The sequence below is a fragment of the Dyella sp. 01N448 genome (genome assembly GCF_056399225.1).
This window is the reverse complement of the sequence record NZ_JBFTQX010000015.1, coordinates 49,354-74,399: the sequence shown is the minus strand read 5'-3', so window position 1 is coordinate 74,399 and position 25,046 is coordinate 49,354. Positions and strand designations below refer to the sequence as shown.

The 25,046-nt window shown below is 64.1% G+C and carries 23 protein-coding genes; 11 read left to right on the top strand and 12 right to left on the bottom strand.

Translation table 11 applies throughout. The annotated features are described in order from the left end of the window. Window positions 1–870: 870 nt before the first annotated feature. Entirely contained in the window at window positions 871–3,564 is a 2,694-nt protein-coding gene (aceE, locus tag AC1DKY_RS18605; protein ID WP_441605553.1) for a pyruvate dehydrogenase (acetyl-transferring), homodimeric type, read from the top strand. A gap of 205 nt (window positions 3,565–3,769) precedes the next feature. On the opposite strand, the gene AC1DKY_RS18600 is transcribed toward aceE, so the two are convergent. The 3 genes from AC1DKY_RS18600 to AC1DKY_RS18590 form a co-directional block, all read right to left on the bottom strand. Then, window positions 3,770–4,090: a hypothetical protein gene (locus tag AC1DKY_RS18600; protein ID WP_441605552.1), complete on the bottom strand. Its 321-nt coding sequence runs from the start codon at window positions 4,088–4,090 to the stop codon at window positions 3,770–3,772. Between the two features lie 75 nt (window positions 4,091–4,165). Next, window positions 4,166–5,371, bottom strand: coding sequence for a 5-demethoxyubiquinol-8 5-hydroxylase UbiM (gene ubiM / locus AC1DKY_RS18595; RefSeq protein ID WP_441605551.1), 1,206 nt, complete (start codon window positions 5,369–5,371; stop codon window positions 4,166–4,168). A gap of 102 nt (window positions 5,372–5,473) precedes the next feature. Further along, window positions 5,474–6,748, bottom strand: coding sequence for an MFS transporter (locus AC1DKY_RS18590; protein WP_441605550.1), 1,275 nt, complete (start codon window positions 6,746–6,748; stop codon window positions 5,474–5,476). Window positions 6,749–6,887: 139 nt separating this feature from the next. Here AC1DKY_RS18590 and AC1DKY_RS18585 point away from each other — a divergent pair, with 139 nt between their 5' ends. Then, entirely contained in the window at window positions 6,888–7,187 is a 300-nt protein-coding gene (locus tag AC1DKY_RS18585; RefSeq protein WP_441605549.1) for a DUF3247 family protein, read from the top strand. Window positions 7,188–7,208: 21 nt separating this feature from the next. Here AC1DKY_RS18585 and AC1DKY_RS18580 read toward each other — a convergent pair whose 3' ends face one another. Next, on the bottom strand, window positions 7,209–8,432 hold the full coding sequence (locus AC1DKY_RS18580; protein ID WP_441605548.1) for an acyltransferase family protein: 1,224 nt from the start codon (window positions 8,430–8,432) through the stop codon (window positions 7,209–7,211). Window positions 8,433–8,586: 154 nt separating this feature from the next. Between AC1DKY_RS18580 and AC1DKY_RS18575 the strand changes: the two genes are divergently transcribed. From AC1DKY_RS18575 to AC1DKY_RS18565, 3 genes are all read left to right on the top strand, one after another. Further along, a complete protein-coding gene (locus tag AC1DKY_RS18575) occupies window positions 8,587–9,480 on the top strand; it encodes a LytTR family DNA-binding domain-containing protein (protein ID WP_441605547.1) in 894 nt (297 codons plus the stop codon). Between the two features lie 120 nt (window positions 9,481–9,600). Continuing rightward, a complete protein-coding gene (locus AC1DKY_RS18570) occupies window positions 9,601–10,332 on the top strand; it encodes a hypothetical protein (protein WP_441605546.1) in 732 nt (243 codons plus the stop codon). A 58-nt stretch (window positions 10,333–10,390) separates the two neighbouring features. After that, window positions 10,391–10,837 (top strand): DUF6491 family protein, encoded by a 447-nt coding sequence (locus tag AC1DKY_RS18565; protein ID WP_441605545.1) that lies wholly within the window; start codon window positions 10,391–10,393, stop codon window positions 10,835–10,837. 314 nt (window positions 10,838–11,151) lie between these two features. Here the strand turns inward: AC1DKY_RS18565 and rluF are convergent, their stop codons facing one another. From rluF to AC1DKY_RS18550, 3 genes are all read right to left on the bottom strand, one after another. Continuing rightward, window positions 11,152–11,871: a 23S rRNA pseudouridine(2604) synthase RluF gene (gene rluF, locus AC1DKY_RS18560; protein ID WP_441605544.1), complete on the bottom strand. Its 720-nt coding sequence runs from the start codon at window positions 11,869–11,871 to the stop codon at window positions 11,152–11,154. 113 nt (window positions 11,872–11,984) lie between these two features. Further along, window positions 11,985–12,758 (bottom strand): ABC transporter permease, encoded by a 774-nt coding sequence (locus AC1DKY_RS18555; RefSeq protein ID WP_441605543.1) that lies wholly within the window; start codon window positions 12,756–12,758, stop codon window positions 11,985–11,987. After that, entirely contained in the window at window positions 12,755–13,708 is a 954-nt protein-coding gene (locus tag AC1DKY_RS18550) for an ABC transporter ATP-binding protein (RefSeq protein WP_441605542.1), read from the bottom strand. Before AC1DKY_RS18550 ends, AC1DKY_RS18555 begins: the two co-directional genes overlap by 4 nt. Window positions 13,709–13,800: 92 nt before the next feature. Between AC1DKY_RS18550 and AC1DKY_RS18545 the strand changes: the two genes are divergently transcribed. Further along, a complete protein-coding gene (locus AC1DKY_RS18545) occupies window positions 13,801–14,544 on the top strand; it encodes an FAD-binding oxidoreductase (protein ID WP_441605541.1) in 744 nt (247 codons plus the stop codon). Window positions 14,545–14,804: 260 nt separating this feature from the next. Continuing rightward, window positions 14,805–15,185, top strand: coding sequence for a hypothetical protein (locus tag AC1DKY_RS18540; protein ID WP_441605540.1), 381 nt, complete (start codon window positions 14,805–14,807; stop codon window positions 15,183–15,185). 48 nt (window positions 15,186–15,233) lie between these two features. On the opposite strand, the gene AC1DKY_RS18535 is transcribed toward AC1DKY_RS18540, so the two are convergent. From AC1DKY_RS18535 to AC1DKY_RS18515, 5 genes are all read right to left on the bottom strand, one after another. After that, a complete protein-coding gene (locus AC1DKY_RS18535; RefSeq protein WP_441605539.1) occupies window positions 15,234–16,247 on the bottom strand; it encodes a fimbrial protein in 1,014 nt (337 codons plus the stop codon). 78 nt (window positions 16,248–16,325) lie between these two features. Continuing rightward, window positions 16,326–17,282, bottom strand: a complete 957-nt coding sequence (locus tag AC1DKY_RS18530) for a fimbrial protein (RefSeq protein WP_441605538.1) — start codon at window positions 17,280–17,282, stop codon at window positions 16,326–16,328. After that, complete coding sequence (locus AC1DKY_RS18525) at window positions 17,279–20,053, bottom strand: fimbria/pilus outer membrane usher protein (RefSeq protein WP_441605537.1); 2,775 nt, start codon at window positions 20,051–20,053, stop codon at window positions 17,279–17,281. Before AC1DKY_RS18525 ends, AC1DKY_RS18530 begins: the two co-directional genes overlap by 4 nt. Further along, complete coding sequence (locus AC1DKY_RS18520; RefSeq protein WP_441605536.1) at window positions 20,050–20,793, bottom strand: fimbrial biogenesis chaperone; 744 nt, start codon at window positions 20,791–20,793, stop codon at window positions 20,050–20,052. Before AC1DKY_RS18520 ends, AC1DKY_RS18525 begins: the two co-directional genes overlap by 4 nt. Before the next feature lie 85 nt (window positions 20,794–20,878). Further along, window positions 20,879–21,412, bottom strand: a complete 534-nt coding sequence (locus AC1DKY_RS18515; protein WP_441605535.1) for a fimbrial protein — start codon at window positions 21,410–21,412, stop codon at window positions 20,879–20,881. 441 nt (window positions 21,413–21,853) lie between these two features. Between AC1DKY_RS18515 and AC1DKY_RS18510 the strand changes: the two genes are divergently transcribed. Genes AC1DKY_RS18510 through AC1DKY_RS18495 form a run of 4 tightly spaced genes read left to right on the top strand, consistent with a single transcriptional unit; the run spans window position 21,854 to window position 25,045 of the window. After that, a complete protein-coding gene (locus AC1DKY_RS18510) occupies window positions 21,854–22,459 on the top strand; it encodes a hypothetical protein (RefSeq protein WP_441605534.1) in 606 nt (201 codons plus the stop codon). Between the two features lie 30 nt (window positions 22,460–22,489). After that, on the top strand, window positions 22,490–22,723 hold the full coding sequence (locus AC1DKY_RS18505; RefSeq protein ID WP_441605533.1) for a helix-turn-helix transcriptional regulator: 234 nt from the start codon (window positions 22,490–22,492) through the stop codon (window positions 22,721–22,723). A gap of 13 nt (window positions 22,724–22,736) precedes the next feature. Beyond that, on the top strand, window positions 22,737–24,314 hold the full coding sequence (locus AC1DKY_RS18500; protein WP_441605532.1) for an alpha/beta hydrolase: 1,578 nt from the start codon (window positions 22,737–22,739) through the stop codon (window positions 24,312–24,314). Further along, the gene (locus tag AC1DKY_RS18495) at window positions 24,311–25,045 is read left to right on the top strand and encodes an ABC transporter ATP-binding protein (RefSeq protein ID WP_441605531.1); all 735 of its coding nucleotides are present in this window, start codon (window positions 24,311–24,313) and stop codon (window positions 25,043–25,045) included. The genes AC1DKY_RS18500 and AC1DKY_RS18495 overlap by 4 nt, the downstream gene beginning before the upstream one ends. Window position 25,046 lies beyond the last annotated feature (1 nt).

The window sequence follows — 25,046 nt, the reverse complement described above, 5'->3', positions numbered from 1 at the left end:
GCCTACGGAGCGGTACATCCCAGCTCYGCGGTCGCGCACAAGTGCGCTCCTACAAGGGTTACGCAGGTTCGTGGGTTGAGGATCAACCTTGCCGGTCGGCTMTTCTGTGGGAGCGCACCCTGTGCGCGACAAACCTACGGAGCGGTACACCGCAGCGCGGCTGTCGCGCACAGGGTGCGCTCCCACAGACAAGCCAAGCGCGAGGCGAGACACGAGTGCGCGATGCACGGCCAAGGCCGAAGCGCAGCGAGGCTCCGCTTTAAGTCCTCAGGGATTCGGGCGCGTTGCGCAGCGCTTGGAAGTACCCACTATGTACCCTCGGAGGTTGTCCCACAACGACGCGCCTCAAGCGCTCGGGCTTATCCCAACACAATGCTGCGGGCGTCATCAGGCCATTCTCTTTGGGTTACTTTTCTCTTGGGCCAGCAAGAGAAAAGTGACTCGGTCGGCGGCAGCCGATCGAAACGCCCGCCGCGTAGGCGGCAAGCTGGCCTCGAGGCAACAACCGAAGACTGACGAAACTGAATGACCAGCCATTCGGCTGTTGAAGCGCGCCCCCGGTCTGCGTCGGCATAGCAAACAAAACGCCACCTACGCTGCAACGACGAGCACCCCTGCCCCCTCTCGTGCAGCGCAGGGATGACAAGCGAAGGCGGGCCCGTGCCGGAATGACCAACAAAAGCAAAACCCTGCCACCCCCTCCCGACCAAAGTCGAACCCCTCCCCCACCCCCATTCGCCCCCGTATTGTCTCGATCCAATTGGCGAAAAACCCCGTCGGAGCTAAACTCGGAAGGTTCCCCGTCTCCCCCCGCGGAGACGTCCACTTACAGCCGCGCCATCCCCCCGGCGCCGCGGAGAGAAGCTCCCCATGGATCAGCTCGACGACATCCTCCAGCAAGACCTCGACCCCACCGAAACCCAGGAATGGGTCGAATCGCTCAACGCGGTCATCAATCACGATGGCACCGAGCGTGCGCATTACCTGCTGGAGAAGATGGTCGATTCGACGCGCCGGGCTGGCGGCTACCTGCCGTTCAACCCGACCACCGAGTACGTCAACACCATCTCGCCGGCCAACGAAGCCAAGATGCCGGGCGACGCCGCGATGGAATGGCGCATCCGCACGCTGATCCGCTGGAATGCGATGGCGATGGTGGTGCGCGCCAACCGCAAGCCGGGCGAGCTGGGCGGCCACATTGCCAGCTTCGCCTCGTCGGCCACGCTGTATGACGTGGGCTTCAACCATTTCTGGCGCGCTCCGAGCGCCGATCATCCGGGCGACCTGGTGTTCCACCAGGGCCATTCGAGCCCGGGCGTGTATGCGCGCTCCTTCCTGGAAGGCCGCATCGCCGAGGACCAGCTCGACCTGTTCCGCATGGAAGTGGCCGGTCATGGCCGTGGCCTGTCGTCCTACCCGCATCCCTGGCTGATGCCGGACTACTGGCAGGTGCCGACGGTGTCGATGGGCCTGGGCCCGATCCAGGCGATCTACCAGGCGCAGTTCTGGAAGTACCTGGAACACCGCGGCCTGATGCCCAAGACCGATCGCAAGATCTGGTGCTTCCTGGGCGACGGCGAAACCGATGAGCCCGAGTCGCTCGGCGCCATCTCGCTGGCCGGCCGCGAAGGCCTGGACAACCTGGTGTTCGTGATCAACTGCAACCTGCAGCGCCTGGACGGTCCGGTGCGCGGCAACGGCAAGATCATCCAGGAACTGGAAGGCGTGTTCCGCGGCGCCGGCTGGAATGCCATCAAGGTGGTGTGGGGCAGCTACTGGGATCCGCTCCTCGCGCGCGACACCAAGGGCGTGCTGCGCAAGCTGATGATGGAAACCGTCGACGGCGAGTACCAGGCCTGCAAGGCCTTCGGTGGCGCCTATACGCGCGAGCACTTCTTCAACAAGTATCCCGAAACGCGCGAGATGGTCGCCAACTTGTCGGACGACGACATCTGGCGCCTGAACCGCGGCGGCCACGATCCGCACAAGGTGTACGCGGCGTACGACCAGGCCGTGAAGACCAAGGGCATGCCGACCGTGATCCTCGCCAAGACGGTGAAGGGTTACGGCATGGGCGCCGCCGGCGAATCGCAGAACCCGACGCACCAGCAGAAGAAGCTGGACGCCGACGCCGTGCGCCACTTCCGCGACCGCTTCAACATCCCGGTGCCGGACGATCAGCTGGCCGACGTGCCGTACTACCACCCGGGCAAGGACTCGCCGGAAGTGCAGTACATGCTGGAGCGTCGCCGCGCGCTGGGCGGTTCGCTGCCGCAGCGTCGCCGTACCTCCGATGTGAAGCTCAAGGCGCCGGAACTGTCGGCCTTCGAGCAGATCACCAAGGGCACCGGCGAGCGCGAAATCTCCACCACCATGGCGCTGGTGCGCGGCATGAACCTGATGCTGCGCGACAAGCAGATCGGCGAGCGCATCGTGCCGATCGTGGCCGACGAAGCGCGCACGTTCGGCATGGAAGGCATGTTCCGCCAGATCGGCATCTACGCGCCGTTCGGCCAGAAGTACCGTCCGCAGGATGCCGACCAGCTGCTGTATTACCGCGAAGACCAGAAGGGCCAGGTGCTGCAGGAAGGCATCTCCGAGGCCGGCGGCATGGCTGCCTGGATGGCTGCGGCGACCAGCTACAGCATCAGCAACCAGCCGATGCTGCCGTTCTTCGTGTACTACTCGATGTTCGGCTTCCAGCGCATCGGCGACCTGGCCTGGGCGGCGGGCGACATGCGTGCGCGCGGCTTCCTGATCGGCGGCACCGCCGGCCGCACCACCATCAACGGTGAAGGCCTGCAGCACGAAGACGGTCACTCGCACCTGCTCGCTGGTGCGATCCCGAGCGTGAAGTCGTACGACCCGACGTTCTCCTACGAGGTCGCGGTGATCCTGCAGGACGGCACGCGCCGCATGCTGCAGGAACAGCAGGACGTGTACTACTACCTGACCGTGATGAACGAGAACTACCAGCACCCGGACATGCCGGCCGGTGCCGAGGAAGGCATCATCAAGGGCATGTACCTGTTCAAGGACGCCGGCAAGCCGAAGAAGGGCGAGACGCGCGTGCAGTTGCTGGGTTCGGGCACCATCCTGCGCGAAGTGATCGCTGCCGCCGAGTTGCTGGAGAAGGATTTCGGCGTGACCTCGGACATCTGGTCCTGCCCGAGCTTCAGCGAACTGCGTCGCGACGGTTTCGACGCCGAGCGCTGGAACCGCCTGCATCCGGAAGCGGAACAGCGCGTGCCGTACGTGACCGGCCTGCTGCAGGGCCGTCAGGGCCCGGCCGTCGCCGCCACCGACTACGTGCGCGAGTACTCCGACCAGATCCGTGCCTTCATGCCGGACGGCATGCGTTACACCGTGCTGGGCACCGACGGTTACGGCCGCTCGGATACGCGCGCGCACCTGCGTGGCTTCTTCGAAGTCGACCGCTACTGGATCGCCCACGCCGCCCTGGCTGCGCTGGCGAAGGACGGCAAGGTCAATGCGAAGGACGTCGCTCGCGCCATCAAGACCTATAAGCTGGATCCGGACAAGCCGAATCCTGAGTCGGTCTGAAGTTGCTGAGTTGAGCAAAAAACGCCGCGGAATTCCGCGGCGTTTTTTTTCATCTCCTCCCTGTGGGAGCGCACCCTGTGCGCGACGGCGCAACATGCAGAGCGTCGCGCACAGGGTGCGCTCCCACAGGGGGTAATGAATCGATCAAATGGCCATCCAAAAGAAACCCGCCTTGCGGCGGGTTCCTGTTATGCGATGAGCAACCTCAATCGTCGTCCCCGCGAAACAGATGTCGCAACAGGAAGAACGCGCCTACCGTGCCCGCAATGATGGCGGTGGTGGCCACCGGATGGCGGTTCACGTGGCGACGCAGGCGGCGATACTGGTAGTTGGCTTCGTCGGCGAAATCTTCCGCGGCATGACCAATGCGGCGTGCGTACGTCGTGCGGTTGCGACCGAAGCGACGGGTGGCATCGCGGCCGCGTTCCACCAGCTCATCCGCGCGGTCGGCGGCCTCGCCAGCGTAGTGGCGTACGCGGTCACGGACGCCGTTGACGGTATTTTCGAGGTCGTGGTGACGGCTCATGGCGTCCTCCTGCAATAAGTTGGTTCACGTTGCCAGCGGTGGTGTGAGCGATGCGTAAATAATCAGGTGGTTTGTTCAGCTGCGATGTCGGCGCACCTCAGCGGCGACCGGATGCCCCGCGGTCAGTGCATGCGCGATGGCGCGCCGCACGGGCGGCAAGGCCTGGCTGGCCCGCAGCAGCGCGGTGCGGGTGAGCCGCGCGGCAGGTCCCTCGTTGGTGTAGATCGCCACGATGGCGGTGGTCGCTGCGTAGAGCGGCCAGGTGGCGCGGCGATGCCTGCCTTGATAGCGGCGCAGCAGATCGGTGGAGGCGATATCGCCACCGTTGGCAGCAGCCTGGGCGACCAGACCGCCCAACGCCTCCACGCTGCGCAAGCCGAGATTGAATCCGTGTGCGGTCACCGGATGCATGCCCACGGCGGCGTCGCCGATCAGGGCGAGGCGTTGCGCCATGAAGCGGCGCGCATAAACACCGACCAGGGGATAAGCATGTCGCGTGGAGGTGAGCCGCATTTCGCCGAAGCGCCCATCGAAGCGGCGACGCATGTCGGCCTGGAAGGCCCTGTCATCCATGGCCATCACACGCTGGATATCGTGCGGGGGCAAGGTCAGCACGATCGAAGCCTCTGCGTTGTTCAACGGCAGGGCAGCCAGCGTCTGGTGGTGGCCAAACCATTCCAGCGCTTCATCGCCATGTGGCTTCTCCAGTGCCATCCGGCAAACCAGCATGGTCTTGCCGAAGTCATGCATGTCGGCGGCGATGCCCACGTCGCGTCGTACGCGCGAGTAGCGGCTATCGGCGGCGACGATGAGTTTCGCGGTCACCTCGCCACCGTTCGACAAGCGCAGGCGTGCGGCGTCATCACCGAGCGTCACCGCTTCGACCGAGGTATCGCACGCGAACGTGATGGTCGGTTCGTGCTCGATGCTGGCGTAGGCGGCGCGGCGAATACGGTGATTGGGGACGAGATAGCCCAGAGCATCCTCAGCTTCGGAGTTCGGCGAGACGCGCAGGCCGTGCCGGGACTGTCCATTGAGCACGCGTGCGCTGCGCAGCGGTGAGACGTCCGCGGGTCCCAGCCGCTGCCAGATGCCGAGCTCATGCAGGATGCGCACGGAGCGTTGCGTCAAGGCGATCTCGCGCCCGTCGAACGGCGGGTCGCGCAGCGACGCCAGCGACTGCTGCTCGACCAGCAGGACGCTCAGGCCCCGGTGTGCCAGCGTTCGGGCAAAGCACAGCCCCGCAGGGCCTGCGCCAACAATCGCGAAATCGACGTGCATGGGATGTGGGGCCGGACTGGAGACAGCGCCATGCTAAGGAGCCGCTGCAGGCCGCACTTGATGTAGATCAAAGCACGGTGCGCCGGATGGCGCTGGGCATGCCTAGATGGTCGTCTCCGCGCTTGTCGGCTCCACCACCGGCAGCGGTTCGGCGCGCAGGCTCTGGCGACGACGCAGGCTGGGAAACATCGCCATCCACAGGCCGACCACCACCAGCGTGCCGATCCCGCCAATCACCGTGGCGTTGATCGCACCCAGCCACGCGGCGAGCATGCCCGACTCGAATTCGCCGAGCTGGTTGGACGTATTGATGAAGATGGCATTGACCGCACTCACGCGGCCGCGCATGTCGTCAGGCGTGTCCAGCTGCACCAGCGCGCCGCGGATCACCATGCTCACCATGTCGAACGCGCCGAGCGCGAACAGGGCGATCAGCGAAAGCCACAGCACTTTGGACAAGGCGAACACCAGGGTCGCCACGCCAAAGCCGGCTACCGAGGCAAACATAATCGGCCCGACGCGCCGCTCCATGCTGTGGCGTGCCAGCCACAGCGACATCAGCAGCGCGCCCACTGCCGGCGCGGCGCGCAGCAGGCCCAATCCCCAGGGGCCCGTATGCAAGATATCCTTGGCGAAAATCGGCAGCAGCGCGGTGGCGCCGCCGAGCAGCACGGCGAACAGGTCAAGCGAAATCACGCCGAGCACGTCCGGCCGGCGGCGGATGAAATGCACACCCGCAAACAAACTCTTCAGCGTGGCTGGTTCACGCCTGGGCTGCGCCTGCTCGTAACGCATGCGCGCCATCAGCACGACCGCGATCAGATACAACACCGCGCAAACGCTGTACACGACGCCGGCGCCCGCCACATAGAGCAGGCCGCCAACGGCAGGACCCATGATCATCGCCGCCTGTCCCGCCGATGCGCTGGCTGCCATCGCGCGTGGCAGGATGGACGACGGCACCAGCGCCGGCAGCATCGATTGCAGTGCCGGGAATTCGAAGGCCTTGGCGACGCCGATCACGAACACCAGCGCGAGTATCGTCGTCTCCTGCGCCAGGTACATCAGGCTGATCACCGCGAGCACGGCAATCGCAAGCATGTCCACGATCTGCCCGAACATCACGATGCGACGACGCTCGAATTGATCGGCCACATGCCCCGCGGGCAAGGCCAGCATCACCGACGGAAAGAACTGCACCAGGCCGATGAGACCCAGGTCGAGCGCGCGGCCGGTGATGGCGTAGATCTGCCAACCCACCGCTACCGACAACATCTGAAAACCGAAGCCCGAACAGATGCGGGCAAACCAGAACTGCACGAATGCAGGGTGCGAGCGCAGCGATTCCGCAGAAGCTTGCGCGGGAGCAGGGGGCATGAGGGGATCCTTGCGGGGGCGAGACCATTATCGGCAGCTGAAGCGCCGAGGCAAAGCACTGCAGCTTCACACGAGTGTGACCGGCTGTTGGCGACGCCGGCCCTAGCGTCGCGATGTCACCGAGTCGTTGAGGTGAAGCATGGGCCAGTTAGCCAAACGCGTATACACCGATCCCGCCAGGATCCGCCGCCTGGAAGACCTGGTCGACCAATTGCCGACCCAGGGCCACGTGGTCTTGCAGATGAGGGACGGCACCAGCTACGACGGCGTCGTGTGCGAACGCCCGAATGTGCAGGTGTTTCGCGATGCGCAGGAAAATGAGGGCATCAATGGTGTGGTGCGCCTCGAGCGGCCCGATGCGCCGGCGTGGACGTGTTACCTGTGGCTGGGCGATATCCATCGTGTGGAGCATCTTGATTCGATGGGCAGCGAGAGCTGAGCTCCCGCTGCCGCACCAGGTTCAGGCGCTTTGCGTCTGCGCCGCCAGATTCGCTTGCGATCGTGCGGTGCGCGGCCTAGCGTCTAGACCAAACAACGGACGCAGCCACGGCGTGCGACGGATCACCCACTCGTGCAGCGCTGCGGAGCCACCCACAGTGCCAAGCAGCAACAGGGTAGGCTCCAACACCGGACCGAGCTTCAGTGGGATCAGCCAGTAAGCCACTGCCAGCAGCACGCTCTGATGCAGGATGTACCAGGGAAACACCGCTTCGCGCGCATAGGGCAGCCAGCGGAAAGGGCGGTTGAGGTATTGATGGCCCCAGCCAAGCACTGCGGCGATGGCACTCCACATGTAGATGAATCGCAGTACGCGGACTACGTGATGCCCCGCGGCCAATACGGTGGACGACCACCCGCTGATGTCCACGATGGCATCGAGCCGATCCAGTAACACGAAGGCGGCGAAGCAGAACGCGGCCAAGCCTAGCGAACGACGCCGCAGGCGCGCCAGTTCTTCCCACATCGCCGGATGCCTGCCGATGGCATACCCGTAGAAGAACATCGTGGCGTAGCTGGCATGGGCGTACCAGTCGCCGATCACGGCGTGGTTCTGCGGGAAGCGGGCAGCCAGCAACAGGTTCAAAGCGAGCATGGGCAGTGCGGGAAGTACCAGCAGCGGCCAGCCGCGGAGCCGGTGCAGGGTCGCAATCATGCGCTGCCCGGGCGCCGATTCCAGCGCCGGCATCAGCGCGATCAGCACCAGCGTGAAATTCCACACATACGGCAGATACCACAGGTGGTTCCAGGTGACCCCGTACTGCCAGCCGTCGAACGCCCCCGCCGGCCATGGGCCACCGGTCCAGTAGTGCAACAGGAAGTGCCCGAACCCCGGCGCCACCAGTCCTCTGTCGACGCCCTGCACGTACGGCTGGATCGGCACGACCACTGCCATGCCGAACAGCAAGGGCAGCATCAGCCGCACGGTCCGTTTCCACGCAAGCGCCGGCAGGCTCAGGCGACCGCGCAGGAAATGCATCGCCATGCCCGAGATCAGGAACAGCAGATCCATGCGCCAGAAGTTGGAGGCCAGCATCGGGTACTTCAGCCAGTCGGCGATGTAGCTGCTCTTAAGGTGAAACGTCCAGTCGTCGGCAGGGCCCACGTAGAGCATGCCCAGGTGGTAGAGGATCAGCAGGCCGAAGGCCAGGACGCGCAGGGCGTCGATGTCGTGGCGGCGGTTCATGAGCGGCGGACTCCATGGTCGGGATGACGCATGCTCCGTCGCGCCACAGTCGCCGTCTGCCGCTAAGTGACTGATCGACCTGAAACAGGGACGAGCAGGGGGCAGCGAGGGACGAAAAGAGCGGGTTCGGCCGCCGTGCACGTAGAATCCGCACATGAGACCCAAGCCGTCCTTCGACTTCGCCCGTTTCCAGCGCTGGCGCCGACCCTTCGAGATCGGCTTCTGGGTCGTCATGATGACCGTCAACACCGTGTTCAACGGGGTCGTCGCATGGTTCGACGACAGCTATCGCACCCACCGTGCCGAGAGCATCGAGCCGTGGATCTGGGAGGCCACCAGCAGCCTGGTCATGCTGGCGCTGGTGCCGTTCGTGGTGATGGCCAGCCGCCGCTGGACGTTGCGCTTCGACAACTGGCGGCAGAACCTGAAGATCCATCTGGCGCTGAGCGTGGCGTTCTGCCTGGTGCATGTCGGTTTGATGATCGTGCTGCGCATGGTTGCCTACCGGGCGCTGCTGGGCTGGCAGTACCACTTCGGTGACGACTGGCTGCGGCAACTGGGCTACGAATACCTCAAGGACATCCGCACCTATTTCCTGTTCCTGGCCACCATCGGCGGCTATCGGCTGCTGCTCCTGCGCTTGCAGGGCGAGGCCAGCCTCCTGGCCGAACCCGACGAGGGCCCGCCGGTCGAGCCAGTCGACCGCCCCGAACGCTTCCTGGTGCGCAAGCTCGGCAGGGAATTCCTTGTCGCCGCACGCGAGATCGAATGGCTGCAAGCCTCGGGCAACTACGTGAACCTGCATGTGCGCGGCCGCGACTATCCCCTGCGCGCCACCATGGCTGGCATCGAGGAGCGGCTCGATCCCACGCGCTTCGTGCGCGTGCATCGCAGCTATCTGGTGAACCTCGACTACCTCTCTGAAATGGAGCCGCTGGAAACCGGCGACGCGCGCCTGACCATGCGCGACGGCGCCACCTTGCCGTGCAGCCGACGCTTCCGCACCCAACTGCGCGAACGCTTCGGCGACACCCCCGTCAGCGCCTGAGACCTGTCACCTGTGGGAGCGCACCCTGTGCGCGACCCGGTCATGCCCAAAGCCACCCAGCTTGCGCCGCCACTCACCCTCGTTCCACTCTAAGCGCCTAACCGCAACAGGACCTTGCCCATGAACCAGCGCCTCCGCTTCGCCGCCACCACCTTCGGCACCGTGCTCATGCTTGCCGGCTGCTCCCAGTCGGGCGACCAGGCCCAGGCACCGCAACAGGCCCAGGCGCCGGCCGACGAATCCGCGGGCAAGCTCGACACCTATCGCCAGCTGCAGCGCATCGGCAACGACGAGATGGCGGTGACGATGGGCAATGAGATCCTCAAGCGCTATCCCAACACCGAGGCGGCCAAGGAAGTGCAGCAGAGCCTCCCGGCGATCGAACAGCGCTACAAGGAAAACAGCGAGAAGAACCGCCTCGCCGGCCTGTGGCTGTATCAGGTCTCGCCGATGCAGGGCGGCACGCAGTCCACCGCCACCATCTACACCAGCCAGCCTGCGGGCGAGGACCGCGTGCGACTGGTGCTGCGCCGTCATACCGAGTGGGGGCAGAATGCCTTCCTGTTCAATGGCGGCCCGCATGGCTTCGTGTGCAAGGGCGTGTGTTCGATCAAGGCCACCTTCGACGGCAAGCCCGGCAGCATCCCCGCGTTTGCGCCGACCACGGGTGAGCCGGCTTTGTTGTTCAAGGACGACAAGGGCTTCATCGCCCATCTGGAGAAGGCCAAGAAAATCACCATGGACGTGACCTTGCAGGACGGTGAGAAGAAGGTGACGCTGGTTTTTGAAACCGGTGGTTTCGACCCGGCCAAGTGGCAGCCAGTCAGCAAGTCGTCCGGCAAAAAGAAATAAGGTCCACGCGCTTGCGCGTCATGCGTTTGCAAGACCAGCACTGATGGAGATGAAAATCATGGCAGCCAAATCCCTACTTGCCGCCGTCGCGGTGATCGCAGCGCTCAGCGCCTGCACCCGCGTGGGCAAGGATTACACCTCGCGCATGCAAGCCCGCCAGCAGGCCTACGCCGCTGCCGCCGGCGCACCGGTCAGCAGTTTCCACTACTTCAGCCTGTGGTCGTGGGAGCCGTTGAGCGATACGGAATTGGCCGTCTATACGCGTTCGAACGAAGCGTGGCTGATCGATCTGGACGGCCGCTGCCGCAACCTCGAATTCACAAACCACATCGCCCTGACCTCGAGCGCCAGCGAAGTGTCGGCGAAGTTCGACCGCGTCATCACGGGTGGTGCCGATGCGCCGTGCTTCATCAAGCAGATCCGGCCGGTGGATATCAAGAAGCTGGATTCGCCGCAGCAGGGGAAGCCGAGGGAAGTGGAGGAGGCGGCGCGGCCGGCGAAGTGAGGGTGCCGTTCCGCTATTTGTAGGAGCGCACTTGTGCGCGACCAGCCGACGGAGCGGAGCACCCAGGCGCTACGGTCGCGCACAAGTGCGCTCCTACAAGGATTTCGCACGCTGTGGCGCCCATTCAATCTTGCGATCGCTCTTTGTGGGAGCGCACCCTGTGCGCGACAAGCCTACGGAGCGGTACACCCCAGCGTCGCTGTCGCGCACAGGGTGCGCTCCCACAGACGAGCCGGCACGACAAAGGGTGAGCTTCGAAGCCGGCGCGCAGCGAGTTCTTCTTTAAATCCTCGCCGCGCTGCGGTGTAACGAGCTCACCACTGCGTCCGCCCTGGCAACAAGCCTTTGAGCTCCATCTCGGTCAGGTTGCGCCACTGGCCCACCTTCAGGTGCCCAAGCTTCACGTTGATCACGCGCACGCGCCGTAACTGGGTCACGCGATAGCCAAACTCCGCAGCCATCAAACGAATCTGCCGGTTCAATCCCTGCGTGAGAATGATGCCGAAGCCGAACTTGGCGATCTTGCGCACCTTGCATGGCTTGGTCATCTGGCCGTGGATGCGTACGCCGCGCGCCATGCCTTTGAGGAATTCGTCGGTGATGGGCTTGTTTACGGCCACGAGGTATTCCTTCTCGTGGTTGTTCTCCGCGCGCAGGATTTCGTTGACGATATCGCCGTTGCTGGTGAGCAGGATCAGGCCTTCGGAATCCTTGTCGAGTCGGCCGATCGGGAAGATGCGTTCTTTGTGGTCGACGAAATCGACGATGTTGTCTTTCACCGTCTGGTCGGTGGTGCAGGTGACGCCGACCGGTTTGTTCAGGGCGATGTAGACGGCGCGCTTGGCTGCCGGCGTCGCTGCCAGCACGCGTGCCTTGACGATCTCGCCGTCCACGCACACTTCGTCGCCTTCCAGCGCCTTGGCGCCGGTGCTGACGACTTCACCGTTGATGGTGACGCGGCCGGCCAGCAGCAGCTCGTCCGCCTCGCGGCGGGAGCAGATGCCGGCTTCGCTGATGTATTTGTTGACGCGCATGGATGGATCTTTGGTTCCTTTTGTAGGAGCGCACTTGTGCGCGACAACCAGGCGAAGCGGTGCATCGCAACTCTGCGGTCGCGCACAAGTGCGCTCCTACAAGGTTTTCGCTATTACGAACGCAGGCCGATGCCGCGCTTGAGCAGGTGCAGCGCAACAGCCGCGAGGCCAACCACAAACACCAGCATCACCGCGAACGCCACGCCGATCTGCACGTCGCTCACGCCGAGTACGCCGAAGCGGAAGGCGTTCACCATGTAGAGGATCGGGTTGACCATCGAGATGCTGCGCCACGGTTCGCCCAGCAGGTCCACCGAATAGAACACGCCGCCGAGATAGGTGAGCGGGGTGAGCACGAAGGTGGGTACCAGGGCGATGTCGTCGAATTTCTTGGCGAATACCGCATTGACGAAGCCTGCCAGCGAAAACACCGTGGCACCGAGCAGCACCGAGAGGAAGGTAATGACGGGATGTGCCACGTGCAGGTCGGTGAAGAACAGCGCAATCAGCAAGACCAGCGCGCCGACGACCAGGCCGCGGGTGACTGCGCCGGTGACGTAGCCCAGCAGGATCACCCAGTTGGGCATGGGCGACACCAGCATTTCTTCCACGGCGCGGCTGAACTTGGCGCCGAAGAACGAGCTGGAGATATTGCCGTAGCTATTGGTGATGATGCTCATCATGACCAGGCCGGGCACGATGTACTGCATGTACGTGAAGCCGTGCATCTGGCCGATGCGGCTGCCGATCAGCTTGCCGAAGATGACGAAGTACAGCGTCATCGTGATCGCAGGCGGAATCAGCGTCTGCGTCCAGATGCGCATGATGCGCACGATTTCGCGTCGGACGATGGTGTTGAGTGCAACGAGGTTGCCCGTGCCGTTCATGCGGCCTTCTCCGTGGTGTCTTTTCGGCCGTTCTCGACGAGTCGCACGAACAGTTCTTCCAGACGATTGGTCTTGTTGCGCATCGAGGTCACCGTCATGCCGCGCTCGCTCAGGCCCGCGAACAGCGAGTTGAGATCATGCGAGCGGGACATTTCCGCCTCTACCGTGTGGTCGTCGACGCGGCGCAGGGTGATGCCGGGGATGTTGGGCAGGTCGGTCGGCGCGTCGCTCACGTCGAGCACGAAGGTTTCCACATCCAGCGAGGACAGCAGGCGCTTCATCGAGGTGTTCTCGATGATGGTGCCGTGGTCGATGATGGCGATGTTGCGGCAGAGCGTTTCCGCTTCTTCAAGGTAATGCGTGGTGAGGATCACCGTGGTGCCGGCGGCATTGATGCCACTGACGAACTGCCACATCGAACGGCGGATCTCGATATCCACGCCGGCGGTCGGTTCGTCGAGGATGAGCAGCTTGGGCTCGTTCATCATCGCGCGGGCGATCATCAGGCGACGCTTCATGCCGCCGGAGAGCATGCGTGCCTGATGGTGGGCCTTGTCCCACAGGCGCAGTTCCTTGAGGTACTTCTCGGCGCGCTCCATCGCGACCTTGCGCGGGATGCCGTAGAAGCCGGCCTCGTTCACGCAGATGTCGAAGGGCTTCTCGAACTGGTTGAAGTTGATTTCCTGCGGCACCAGGCCAATCAGCTGCATGGCCTTGCCGCGCTGCTTGTTGACCGAGACGCCGAACACCTTGGCGTCGCCGTCGGTGGCGTTCACCAGCGAGGACAGGATGCCGATCAGGGTGGATTTGCCGGCGCCGTTGGGGCCGAGCAGGGCGAAGAAATCGCCGGGCTGAACCGTGAGACTGATGCCTTTGAGGGCTTCGACGCCGTTGTTATAGGTCTTGCGCAGGTTTTCGACTACCAGCGCGGGTGTTGAAGAGGGGGACATGGGCTGCACCGAAGGGGCCAGCCTTCTATTATACGTGGCTTGCTCTCTCGCCCGGCCTCGGCCGACGCACGCACTGTTTCCCGGAAAACCCCATGGCAGATCATTTTCAGCTCCGTCTCGTCGACAGCACCATGCTGGCGCCCACCGTCAGGCACATGGCTTTCGAGCGCGCTGACGGCCAGCCGCTGGCCTTCACGCCGGGGCAATTCCTGCAGATCCACTTCAATTACGACGATGGCAGCGCCACCAAGCGCAGCTATTCGGTGGGTACGGTGGGCGATGGCTCCTCGCCGGTGCAGCGCATCGAAATTGCCGTGAGCTATGTGGAAGGCGGCGCCGCCACCAAGTTGCTGGGCGAGCTGCCGATCGGCGGCGAAATCAGCGCCAGCGGCCCCTACGGCCGCTTCTGCCTGCAGCCGAACGACAGCAATGGCCGTTATCTGCTGCTGGCCACCGGTACCGGTGTGACGCCGTATCGCGCCATGCTGCCCAAGATCACCGAGCTGGTGAAGCAGGGCCGCGAGGTGGTGCTGCTGTACGGCGCGCGCAACGAAACCGAGCTGCTGTACGGCGAGGAGTTCGAGGCCTTTGCCCAGGCTAACCCCGGCTTCACCTTCCATGGCTGCCTGAGCCGCCAGCCCCGCGAGGTGCCGCGTCCGAACGATCGCCCCGGCCACGTGCAGCAGGTGCTGGCCGAGCTGGCGCCCAGCGCCGAGCGGGACATCGCCTATCTTTGCGGCAACCCGAACATGGTCGATGCGGCGTTTACCGCCCTGAAGGATTTCGGCCTGCCGGTGGCGCATATCCGCCGCGAGAAGTACGTCTCCTCACGTTAAGTCGCGCAACCGATCCTAAACCGTTGCCCAACAAGACGCTCAAGTTCGGCTGAGACCGGCCGCTAACCGGATCAGCCCGGCGACGCCCTTCGCCACTGCCCAATCCGCCGTTCCACGGGTCGCCTTCCCGACACCCGCCAAAAGCGTGACGCAGTTCACGTTGCGAAGACCTGCGCGGGTTTTCGATATCAAGCGCAAGGGGCCCACGCCGATAGATCCCATCAGGTATCCCCAAAAAGGGGGTACGGGAAGGGGCGATTATGAAGGGCTGGATTCGCAAGACCTGGATGGGTTGCGTTGTCGCCGTGTCATTGGGTGTGCCGGTGGCCCACGCCGATGGGGGAACGATCACGTTCTCCGGAGCCGTGGTGGCGCCCACCTGTGCCGCCAGCAGCGAGAGCATGACCGCGATGTTGCCAGCGCAACAGGCGGCGACATCGCGTCGACGACTCGAATGCGGTGGCGATGGTTTGCCCGGCACTGCCTCGCATGCTTTTCCCTCGTCCTATACGTTGACGGTGGAGCCGCTGGAGTCGTCTTCCCTGAGCGCCGATCGTCTGATCGGGTACTTTTCCGGTTATGTGAAAGCGTCTGGCCATGCGGACGCTCGCATGAACTTGGTCACTCAAGCGTACGATTGATTTATCGGCGGCAACCCGCACCGCTTGAGTGCCAATTGCGCGCCATCGCTATTGATATGTCATGGTGAAAGTGGCCGTGGCTTTCACACTGCCTGCGCCCACAGCGCCCGTCGCGTAATACTGCGCGTAGTAGGGCAACGACAACGTACCGTTTGGCGCCGCGCCCAGCGACTTAGAGGTATTGAACGTCACCGGGTTGAACGTACCGTCCAGCAACTGCACGTTGACGTTGGCGGCTGTACCCGAATTGGCGATGGTGCCCGTGGCAACGCCGGCCGTGGACGGGATCATGGTGATCGATACGTTCGCGCCCGACTGGCACGTCAGGTTGATCTTGAACGGTGTACGACCCGCAACCGCGCCGTTGGTTTTCAGCGCCTGCGTGCTTACCGTGGGCAGCGTCACCGTGAGATTTGTGGAATCGGTATTGACCGAGCAGGCTTGCACGGCGATCGCCGCGGAGTTGAGCGTGAGCGTCGACAGTGGCCCCACGCTGTTCGTCGATCCGTAGATGTACCACCAGAACTGCGCGAGCTGGATCGACGACACCGTGCCTGCTGTCACGGCCCCCGTCTTCATGAGTTGTCCGGTCAGCGTCACCGTGGTGGAGTTCTGGGCCTTCGTCATCGAGGCCGCCTCCCAACCCGGCGTGGATCCGGGGCCGCAACGCAGGCAACTGTTGTCTGACGCCTGCACTGGCGACGCCGTCAGTACGAGCGCGATGCCGGGAACGTTGGTTGCGAAACTGATGCCGCCACCGGCCGGAGGATCGGAAGCATCGCGCGGCGCAAGGTTGCCGACCTGGATGGTGGCCGTGTCCGAGGTCGCCAGGCCACTGCAAGTGAAGGTGATGCCGATGGTACCGGGCGTACCGAGTTTCGTGCCCACGGGCGTGCCCGTGGTGACCGTCACGCCGGCAACGCTGAGCGCTGCGCCGGCCGGACTGGCCGAGCAGGTCGCCGCCGCGGCATACCTCGGCATGAAGCCGAGGCAGGGCAGCACAAGCAGCAGCCAAACGGCGCGATGCGCAAACCGGCCCCGGTCATGATGTAACGGCGACATGTCGCAAACCTCCAGGAAATCAGAACACCTCCGTGACGCGCATTATTAGCGCATCGAAGGATTTCCCCTGCGACCGAATTATGGATAGCTGATTGTGAAAGTGGCCGTGGCATTCACCGTGCCGGCGGTGACGCCCGTCGTGACGGCGTAGTAGCGCGCGTAATAGGTTAGGTTGAGGGCGCCGGTAGGTGTCGTGCCGGCATCGGCAGCGGCGCCGAAGGTGATGGGATTGAACTTGCTGTCAACGAGTTGCACGCCGACGTTTTTCGCCGTACCAGTCGGTGTGATTACGCCAGTGGTTCCGTTCGGCTGTTTGTTCGTGTCGAACTGGATGGCGATGTCCTGGCCAGACGCGGCACTGGAGCAGCTCAGTCCGATATTGAACGCAGTGGCGCCGGCTGTGGCTCCAGCCACGTTGAACGCGGTATTGGAGACGGTGGGCAGCGTTACCGAGATGCTCGGCGTGGTGACCGTGCATGTGGGCGCCACGAACTTCACGTTGTTGGCCAGGACGAAGTCCTCTACGCGCAAAGTGTTGCGTGACCCCTGGTACTGCCAGAAGCCAACCGTTCCGGCGTTGAGCGTGGACCCGGCGGTGATAGGGGCGGTCTTGACCAACTGGATGGCCGACTGCACCGACAACGCGTACGTGCCCGAGGCGATGGTGTCGAAACCCCACGGGGGCAGGAACTTGCTGGAGTCGGGGTGCAGGATGCGATAACCCACGCCAGCGACACCCGTCGGATAGATCGTCGAGCTGCCGTTGGGCTGACCGCCGGGGAGAAGATTGATCACGCCGATTGTCGTTGTGCTTCCGCAGTCGACCGAGGAGGTCTTGGGACTGGGGTCGACCGCGGGCGAGGTGGCCAGCACCGTGCCTACCGGGGCACTGGGATCAAGGATGATCGTGGCCGGAAGCGTCATGTTGACCAGTTCCTTGTTGCCCGTCAGCGTGCACGAGGCGAACGACGTCATCGGCAGAAACGCGAGTGACAGCAGAACCAGGAGGGTCAATGCGGAACGAAGTTGGCTCATGACGCGTTTCCACTGGAAGCGATGGGCGAGCAGGTGGCGTCGATCGTTTCCAGGCCGTCCATCTTGGCGCTCTTCTTGTCGAATGGCTTGAGGTGATAAGAGAAGCCGCAGCTGATCGGTGAGCTGTCATCGAGCTTCCACTGCACGTTGAGGCGGCCTTCGTCCTTCGCACCGCGCACCAGCGCGCGACCGCCCTGGCCTACCACGCCGATGGGCTGGTTCTTTTCATCGACAATGTCGGCGCCAAACGGGATGGCCTTGCCGTCCGACTGGCGGATGCGCAGCAGCACCGTGCGGCCGTTTTCCGTCTTGAACTTGAGCATCACCACCGCGCCGGCGTGCGGAGCAACCTGGGCGCTGGTGGCTTCCAGCTGCACGTTCAGCGGGAGGCCCTTCGGATCGATCTGCACCGTGTTGAGGCCGTAAGGCGTCATGTACGGCACTAGTGCATAGCCGAAGCGGTCGATGCGGACGCCGGAGGAGTTGAGCACGCGCGCACCGGCGGCATCCTTGGCTTCGACAACGGCTACCGTGTCGCCCATCGGCAGGCCGAAGGTGACGCCGCCGGGGTGAACAACGACGGCGCCGGACACGCCAAGCGACGCCTGCGAATAGCCGTTGCCTGCACCCACGCTTCCGTTGAACTGTGCATAGGGGCTGCGGTAACCCGCGTAGACCGTACCGGCATTGCCACCGCTGCCACCGTCGCCCTGGCCGTTGTCGTGCGAGGCCGTGGCGCCGTAGCTGAACTGGTTGTCCACGCCCAGGGTCCCGTTGATCGTCGCCTGGTCCAGCGTATGGCCCGTGCTGTCGTGGGTGAGGTTGGCGCCGAAGTTCGGTGCATGCACGCTGTTGCCGAGCGGCAGCGTGAAGCTGGCGAAGATCTGGTTGCTCATGCGCGAGAACGCATCGCGGGTACGCGTGGCGGAGATCGTGTAGCTCAGGCGGCGGAACGTATTGTTGTAGCCGGCCTGGAACTGCACATCCGTGCCGTTGCGGTTCCAGTAGTCAATGGCCGAGCCGGTGACATAGATCGTGCCGCCGTGGTCGCCCAGGCGCTGGTTCAAGCTGATGTCGAAACGGCTGCGCTGGCGATCGAGCTGGCTGGTGTAGGTGCTGAAGTTGCCCTGGTTGCCCTGCAGCGCGCGGATCTGGTCCGGCGTGAGCAGGTTGGTCGTGGTGACACCGTCGATCGTGGTCTGCGTGGACGGGTCGACGTAGCGATAACCGTTGGCGATGTCGCGCATGGTCATCGCGTCGCGCAGGCCAAGGTATCCGCTGGTGGAGTAGCGGTAGGTGGCAACCGTCAGCGAGGTGTTCGTGTCCGGCAGCATCTTGCTGTAGCTCAGGCGCACGCTCTGGCCGTTCTGCGTGGACTGGCCCGGGATCTCCGTGCGTGCGTCGGTCAGGTCGAGCGCCAGTGCACCGTACTTGGTATTGAGTGCGGTGCCGATCTGCACCGCGCCGTAGCCATTCGTGCCGACCACGCCCGCGTAGCCGGTGAGCATGTTGGTGATGCCGCGCTGCAGGGTGGCCTCTACCAGCGCCGGATGTGCGTGAATCGAAGCGTCGTGCAGTTCGCCCGCGGCGACGGAGAAGCGCATCACGCCCGGACGCAGCAACTGCGGCACCGAGGCGTATGGCACGGCGAACGAACGCACACGCCCATCCGCTTCGGTCACGGTCACGGCCAGGTCGCCGCCGTAACCGGTGGCGTACAGGTCGCTGATGGTGAACGGGCCCGGTGCCACCGTGGTTTCGTACAGCACGATGCCGTTCTGGCGAACGGTTACCTTGGCATTGGTTTCGGCCACGCCGCGCACCGTCGGTGCGTAGCCACGCAGAGAATCGGGCAGCATGCGGTCGTCGGTGGTCAGCTGGACACCGCGGATACTCACCGCGTCGAACAGATCGCCACTCGTGTAGGAATCGCCGATGGTCAGCTGCGAGCGCATGGAAGGAATGTCACGGCGCACGTAGGTATCAATGTTCTGCCAGTGCGTGGTCGAGGGCGTGCCCGCGGCACCGCCCGACTGCATCACCACCGTGGAATCGTTGCGCAACTGCCAGCCAGCCAGATTCAGACCCGCATTGAGGCCCAGGAACGACGAGGTCTGCGTGACGCCGTTGCTGTGATTGCGGTAGCTGTTGAAGTTGTAGTTGAGCAGGGCGGCGTTGACGCCACGGTCCCAGTTCTCGGGGCTGACGTAGCCGCGCGCGCGGGTACCCAGCCAGGCTTGCGGGATGCTCACGTCCAGTCGCAGGTTCGGCTGATCGAAATTCATCGTGGCGGCGGGAATCAGGTCGCCGATTGCCACGCAGCTGCCCGCGTCGTTGGCCAGCTTCGCCTGCTGTTCGGCGCTGAGCTTCTGCATCGGCAGACCGAACTGCTCGAACATGGCCTTGGTCAGGCATGCGATGGCCGGCGCATCCGCCGAGGGCGAAGCGAAGCGCACGTCGGCGCGGCCCATCCAGGCGTTGTTGACGAAGATATCCGTGCGATACACGCCAGGCATCACCACGTTGCCGCGCTCGAAGCGCGAGAGGTCGTTCGTGTTGCTGCCGGCGCCGGAGAGCAGGCTGCGATCGAAGTTCGCATCGATCGCTGCCGATGCATCGGCACCGGAGGCGGCTGCGGCGGCAGCCGCATGGGAAGAAGCACTCAGGCCAAATAGCACGCCGGCGATAGCCACGCTCAGCACCACGCGGGCGCCGACGGCGAGGCCGTTGGTGCTCGTGCGGTGGCTATGGCAGGCGCGCAGATGAATCACGGCGACACCGTGCTCTTGTAGCTGTCGGCTGCGCCGTAATCATTGATGGCCGAGAACGACACGACACTACCGGCCGCCGGCTTCTGACTGTTGCCATGCAGCGGCAGGCGCAGGTCCGACAGCGGAGCGACCATGCCGATTTCGGCACCGACGTTGTTACCGCCACTGGCGACGGACAGTTCGGAGATCGTTACGTGGTAGGGCGTGGGGTTGTGCGCTTCAAGCGCAAAGCCCTTGCCGTCGGCCACGATCTTCCAGGTAAGCGCGCCCGGTGCCTTGAGCGGGTCGCCCTGCAGGCCGGTCGGACGGTAGAAAAGCTTCAGACGCGAACGCAGCGCCAGCTGCAGAAGATTCTGGCCTTCCGCTTGCGGGCCGGTGGGCTTGGGCGGCACTTCGAGCACGTTGAGCCAGAACAGCGATTCCCGGTCAGCCGGCAGCTGCTCATGGGTGAAGACAACGCGCAGGCTCTGTTCCTTCTTCGGCTCCATGCGGAACAGAGGAGGGGTGATCAGGAACGGCACATCGACTGACTCGGGCGTGGAATGCACGTCGCCGCGGTCGATCCAGGATTCCACCAGCACGGGGTGGTCGTTGTCGTTGGTCAGACGGACGGTGACTTCGCCGTCCTTCGCGGGGAACACCACGCGGGTGCCGCCGATCAACACATTGGCCTGGGCCTGGGGAGCGCTGAGACACAGGGCCATCAGGCCCGCGCCGATTGCGCAGACTAACTTCCTCATCGGGAATTACCTCAGTGGGATCAGGGCCGCTGATGTTGTCAGCGGGAGTGCGCCGGAGCCAGGTGGCTCCGGCGCGTGTTGCGACTTACTGGTAAAGCATCGTGAACTGGACGCTGGTGGCGACCGTACCGGCACCCGCAGCGGCGGTGGCGTAGTACTGGGCGTAGTAGTTCAGCGTGCCGGCGCCGCCGGTCAGCGTGGCCTGGGTCGAGTTCTGTGCGCCCGAAGCGCTGTTCAGCGCGATGGCCGAGAAATCAGCGCCATTGAGCAGCTGCACTTCAACGCCGGTGGCGGTGCCGGTGGCGTTCTTCAGGTTGCCGTCGCCCATCACGGTCGGACCCGGCTCGAAGAAGGTGGTGGCCTTCGTCAGCGAACCGCAGCCGGTCAGGGCGATGGAGAACGGGGTGCGGCCGGCAACAGCGGCTGCGGCATTCAGCGAGGTGGTCGACACGGTCGGCAGGGTCACGGCGATCGCGGCCGGGCTGTTGGCGCCGTTGATCTTGCAGGTCGAGGCGTTGATGTTGCCGCTGATGGTGATGGTGCCGTCGACGGCCGAGGCCGAGAAGGCAGCGGTGCCGAGGATGGCGGCCAGAGCGGCGGAAACCAGAATCTTCTTCATACGATGTCCTTTGATTGACGTAAGTTTTTGAGCAAGCAACGAGTCATGCGCTTTCGGACCAAATGGGACATCGCCCCCCGCAGCGCCTTTTAGGCTTCTGGCCCCCACCCCTCGGGTCGGTCTTCCAGTTCGCTTACCGCCCTCAAAGCAACCCCCGTGCCAACGACAGCGAGACGCTAAAAACCCCGCAATCTGCCGAAAGTGAGATGTAGTTGTTAAATGCAAGTGACGAATTTTGTGAGTCGAGCTGGGTCACATCCGACGCTATGGGCAGCTCAATGTGCAAATTGGGTCACATTTTCGGAGATGTCCGATGGCCAGGACCGTTAAGTTTTGCGCCGGGCCGGCCGATACAGGCCTCTGTGTAAAGCGTGCTTGACACGCCTCAGGGGCTGGACGTAGCCTGTGTCAAGTCAGCTTGACACTGGACTCAGGGCCTCTATGTCTCGCCTCACCTATCGGCAATACCAGCGGCGCACGCTGTTCGCGATCACCCTCTATACGGTGTTCATGCTGTCCGTCTGGCCGATCGTCCATACGGTCGGCAGCCTGCCCCTGAAGATCCTGCTCGCGCTGGCGCCGCTGCTTCCCATGTTCTACGTGCTGGCCCAGCTGGCCCGGCTTATCCGCGACAGCGATGAGCTGGAGCAGCGCACCCATCTGATCGCCTTGGGCGTGGCGACCGGGGTAACCGCGGCGCTGAGCTTGTTGGGTGGCTTCCTGTCGATTGCGCAGGTGCTGCCGCTGGATGGTTCGGTGCTGATCTGGGTCTTTCCACTGATGATGGCCAGCTACGGAATCACTCGCTGGTACGTGGCGCGCGCCTATGGGCATGACGCGGCCTGCACAGGCGAGAGCGGCCTCGCGCCGGCCGGTCGTCTGTTGCTGCTCGCCCTGATCACGGGCGTGGCAGCGCTTTACGCATGGCGACATGACTGGGACAGCTTCCGCATCGGGCTGTTGTGCGGCATGGCGGGCGCGTCGGCGGTGCTCGGGCTGCTGCTGGGCATGGCGCGCTGGCGCACGCGTGGGCTGCCCGATGACTAACCGGAATCGTCGTGCCCTGGTGGGCGTACCGTGAATAACCGTATCCGTGAACTGCGCGGCGAGCACGCCTGGTCGCAGGCCGACCTGGCCGATCGTCTGGATGTATCGCGCCAGACGGTGAACGCGATCGAGACAGGCAAGTACGATCCAAGTCTGCCGCTGGCCTTCAAGATTGCGCGGCTGTTTGGCCTTTCCATCGAATCGATCTTCGAACCGGAACCGCCGGTGACGCTACCGGCGATTTCGCGACATCCAATGGAGTGAGGGGAGTACACCCATGGCAAGCAAAGGACGAACCGCCTTTCGCCTAGGCATCGTGGTCATCGCACTGGCGATACTGGGCTGGAAGCAATTTCATCCGCAGGCGAGTGCAGGCGCGCAAGACACCGCCGCTTCCGCCGACACAACCCAGGCGCCCGCCAAAGCCGCTAAACCGCAGACGTGGACGCTGGGCTCGCTCACGCTCACGCCGTGCGAGCTGGGGGAGCCCAACAGCGGGCTTTCCACTGCCGCGTGGTGCGTACCGTTCGAAGTGCCCGAGAATCGCGACGATCCGAACAGCCGCAAGATCCACCTCAAGCTCGCGGTGATCCGCAGCAGTGCACAGGTCGCCAGCAAGGACATGCTGGTGATGCTGGCGGGCGGGCCGGGACAGGCGGCCACGGAATCGTGGCCGGGCGTGTCGACGGCCCTGCAGCCGCTGCTCGCGCATCGCCATGTGGCGCTGCTCGATCAGCGTGGCACCGGCGGCTCCAATCCGCTCACCTGCAAGGATGAAGGCGAGGGCACGGAAGGCGGCTCCGAAGATGTCGACGCCAGTCCTGAGCGGCAGAAGCAGGAAACCGAACGTTGCCTCAAGCAGCTCGACGGCAAGGCAGATCCTCGCTACTACACCACCACCATCGCCGCACAGGATCTGGAAGACGTGCGCAAGGCGCTGGGTTCGCCGACCTTTGATCTGGTCGGCGTGTCCTACGGCACGCGCATGGCGCAGCAGTACGCCATGCGTTATCCCCAGGCCGTGCGCAGCCTGGTGCTCGATGGCGTGGTGCCGAACGAACTGGTGCTCGGCGAAGACTTTGCCCGCAACCTCGACGATGCGCTCAAGGCGCAGTTCGCGCAGTGCACGGCCAACGAGGCCTGCCGCAAGCGTTTCAACGATCCGTACCAGACGCTGTTCCAGCTGCGCGACGCGCTGCGCGCCAATCCGCACAAGGTGAGCTTCCGCGATCCGCAAACCTATCAGAGCGTGCAGCGCACCCTCAGCGAATACTCGCTGGCCAGCGTCGTGCGCATGTTCGCCTATTCACCGCTCACGGCCGCACTGCTGCCGCTTTCCATCGATGCCGCGGCGCATGGCGACGTCGGCCCGCTGCTGGGGCAGGCCAAGCTGCTGTCGGGCGATCTTTCCGACACCATGAACGGCGGCATGCAGCTCGCGGTGATCTGCAGTGAGGATGCCGATCTGCTGACGCCGCGCGAAGAGGATGCGCACAGCATCCTGGGCACGCGCATGGTCGATACGCTGCGCAACACCTGTTCGGTGTGGCCCAAGGGTTCGCGGCCGGCCGATTTCCACGAGCCGCTGAAAACCGATACGCCGGTGCTGCTGTTCTCCGGCCAGTTCGATCCGGTCACGCCGCCGCGCTACGGCGACGAGGTGGCCAAGAACCTGCCCAACTCGCGCCACCTCGTGCTCGCCGGCCAGGGTCACAACGTGATCAACGCGGGCTGCGCGCCGCAGATCGTCAAGCACTTCATCGAAGACCTCAAGCCCAAGGTACTGGACACCACCTGTCTGGAGCGGATGCATCCCACGCCGACCTTCATCGACTTCAACGGAGCGACGCCATGATCGAGGTAAAGGATTTACACAAGGCGTTCGGCACCGTCAAAGCGGTGGATGGCGTCAGCTTCAAGGCTCGCGATGGCGAGATCACCGGCCTGCTCGGTCCCAACGGTGCAGGCAAGACCACCACGCTGCGCATGCTGTATACGCTGATGAAGCCCGATCGCGGCCAGGTGCTGGTGGACGGCATCGATGCCGCCAGCGACGCGCTTGCCGTGCGACGCCAGCTGGGCGTGCTGCCGGATGCACGCGGACTGTACAAGCGCCTCAGTGCGCGCGAAAACATCGATTATTTCGCTCGCTTGCACGGTCTGCCCGAGGACTTGATCGTCAGTCGCCGCGAGGCGCTGGTGAAGGCGTTGGAAATGAGCGACTTCGCCGATCGCCGTACCGAAGGATTCTCCCAGGGCCAGCGTGTGAAGACGGCGATCGGGCGCGCGCTGATCCACGATCCGCGCAATGTCATTCTCGATGAACCGACCAATGGCCTGGATGTGATGGCCACGCGAGCGCTGCGGCAGTTCATGCAGCAGCTGAAAAGCGAGGGGCGCTGCGTGCTGTTCTCCAGTCACATCATGCAGGAGGTGGCGGCGCTGTGCGATCGCATCGTGGTCATCGCCAACGGCCGCGTCGTGGCGGACGAATCGCCGGCTGCGCTGCGCGACCAGACAGGCGAGGCTAACCTCGAGGATGCCTTCGTGAAGATCATCGGCAGCGAAGAGGGCCTCGCCGCATGAA

Excerpts from the sequence above, each read along its gene's own strand:
- AC1DKY_RS18550 (WP_441605542.1), bottom strand. The coding sequence starts at position 13,708 with ATGTCCCCCTCTTCAACACCCGCGCTGGTAGTCGAAAACCTGCGCAAG.
- AC1DKY_RS18580 (WP_441605548.1), bottom strand. The coding sequence starts at position 8,432 with ATGAACCGCCGCCACGACATCGACGCCCTGCGCGTCCTGGCCTTCGGC.
- aceE (WP_441605553.1), top strand. The coding sequence starts at position 871 with ATGGATCAGCTCGACGACATCCTCCAGCAAGACCTCGACCCCACCGAA.
- AC1DKY_RS18590 (WP_441605550.1), bottom strand. The coding sequence starts at position 6,748 with ATGCCCCCTGCTCCCGCGCAAGCTTCTGCGGAATCGCTGCGCTCGCAC.
- rluF (WP_441605544.1), bottom strand. The coding sequence starts at position 11,871 with ATGCGCGTCAACAAATACATCAGCGAAGCCGGCATCTGCTCCCGCCGC.
- AC1DKY_RS18515 (WP_441605535.1), bottom strand. The coding sequence starts at position 21,412 with ATGAAGAAGATTCTGGTTTCCGCCGCTCTGGCCGCCATCCTCGGCACC.
- AC1DKY_RS18585 (WP_441605549.1), top strand. The coding sequence starts at position 6,888 with ATGGGCCAGTTAGCCAAACGCGTATACACCGATCCCGCCAGGATCCGC.
- ubiM (WP_441605551.1), bottom strand. The coding sequence starts at position 5,371 with ATGCACGTCGATTTCGCGATTGTTGGCGCAGGCCCTGCGGGGCTGTGC.
- AC1DKY_RS18540 (WP_441605540.1), top strand. The coding sequence starts at position 14,805 with ATGAAGGGCTGGATTCGCAAGACCTGGATGGGTTGCGTTGTCGCCGTG.
- AC1DKY_RS18535 (WP_441605539.1), bottom strand. The coding sequence starts at position 16,247 with ATGTCGCCGTTACATCATGACCGGGGCCGGTTTGCGCATCGCGCCGTT.
- AC1DKY_RS18530 (WP_441605538.1), bottom strand. The coding sequence starts at position 17,282 with ATGAGCCAACTTCGTTCCGCATTGACCCTCCTGGTTCTGCTGTCACTC.
- AC1DKY_RS18495 (WP_441605531.1), top strand. The coding sequence starts at position 24,311 with ATGATCGAGGTAAAGGATTTACACAAGGCGTTCGGCACCGTCAAAGCG.
- AC1DKY_RS18500 (WP_441605532.1), top strand. The coding sequence starts at position 22,737 with ATGGCAAGCAAAGGACGAACCGCCTTTCGCCTAGGCATCGTGGTCATC.
- AC1DKY_RS18575 (WP_441605547.1), top strand. The coding sequence starts at position 8,587 with ATGAGACCCAAGCCGTCCTTCGACTTCGCCCGTTTCCAGCGCTGGCGC.
- AC1DKY_RS18555 (WP_441605543.1), bottom strand. The coding sequence starts at position 12,758 with ATGAACGGCACGGGCAACCTCGTTGCACTCAACACCATCGTCCGACGC.
- AC1DKY_RS18510 (WP_441605534.1), top strand. The coding sequence starts at position 21,854 with ATGTCTCGCCTCACCTATCGGCAATACCAGCGGCGCACGCTGTTCGCG.
- AC1DKY_RS18600 (WP_441605552.1), bottom strand. The coding sequence starts at position 4,090 with ATGAGCCGTCACCACGACCTCGAAAATACCGTCAACGGCGTCCGTGAC.
- AC1DKY_RS18545 (WP_441605541.1), top strand. The coding sequence starts at position 13,801 with ATGGCAGATCATTTTCAGCTCCGTCTCGTCGACAGCACCATGCTGGCG.
- AC1DKY_RS18520 (WP_441605536.1), bottom strand. The coding sequence starts at position 20,793 with ATGAGGAAGTTAGTCTGCGCAATCGGCGCGGGCCTGATGGCCCTGTGT.
- AC1DKY_RS18565 (WP_441605545.1), top strand. The coding sequence starts at position 10,391 with ATGGCAGCCAAATCCCTACTTGCCGCCGTCGCGGTGATCGCAGCGCTC.
- AC1DKY_RS18570 (WP_441605546.1), top strand. The coding sequence starts at position 9,601 with ATGAACCAGCGCCTCCGCTTCGCCGCCACCACCTTCGGCACCGTGCTC.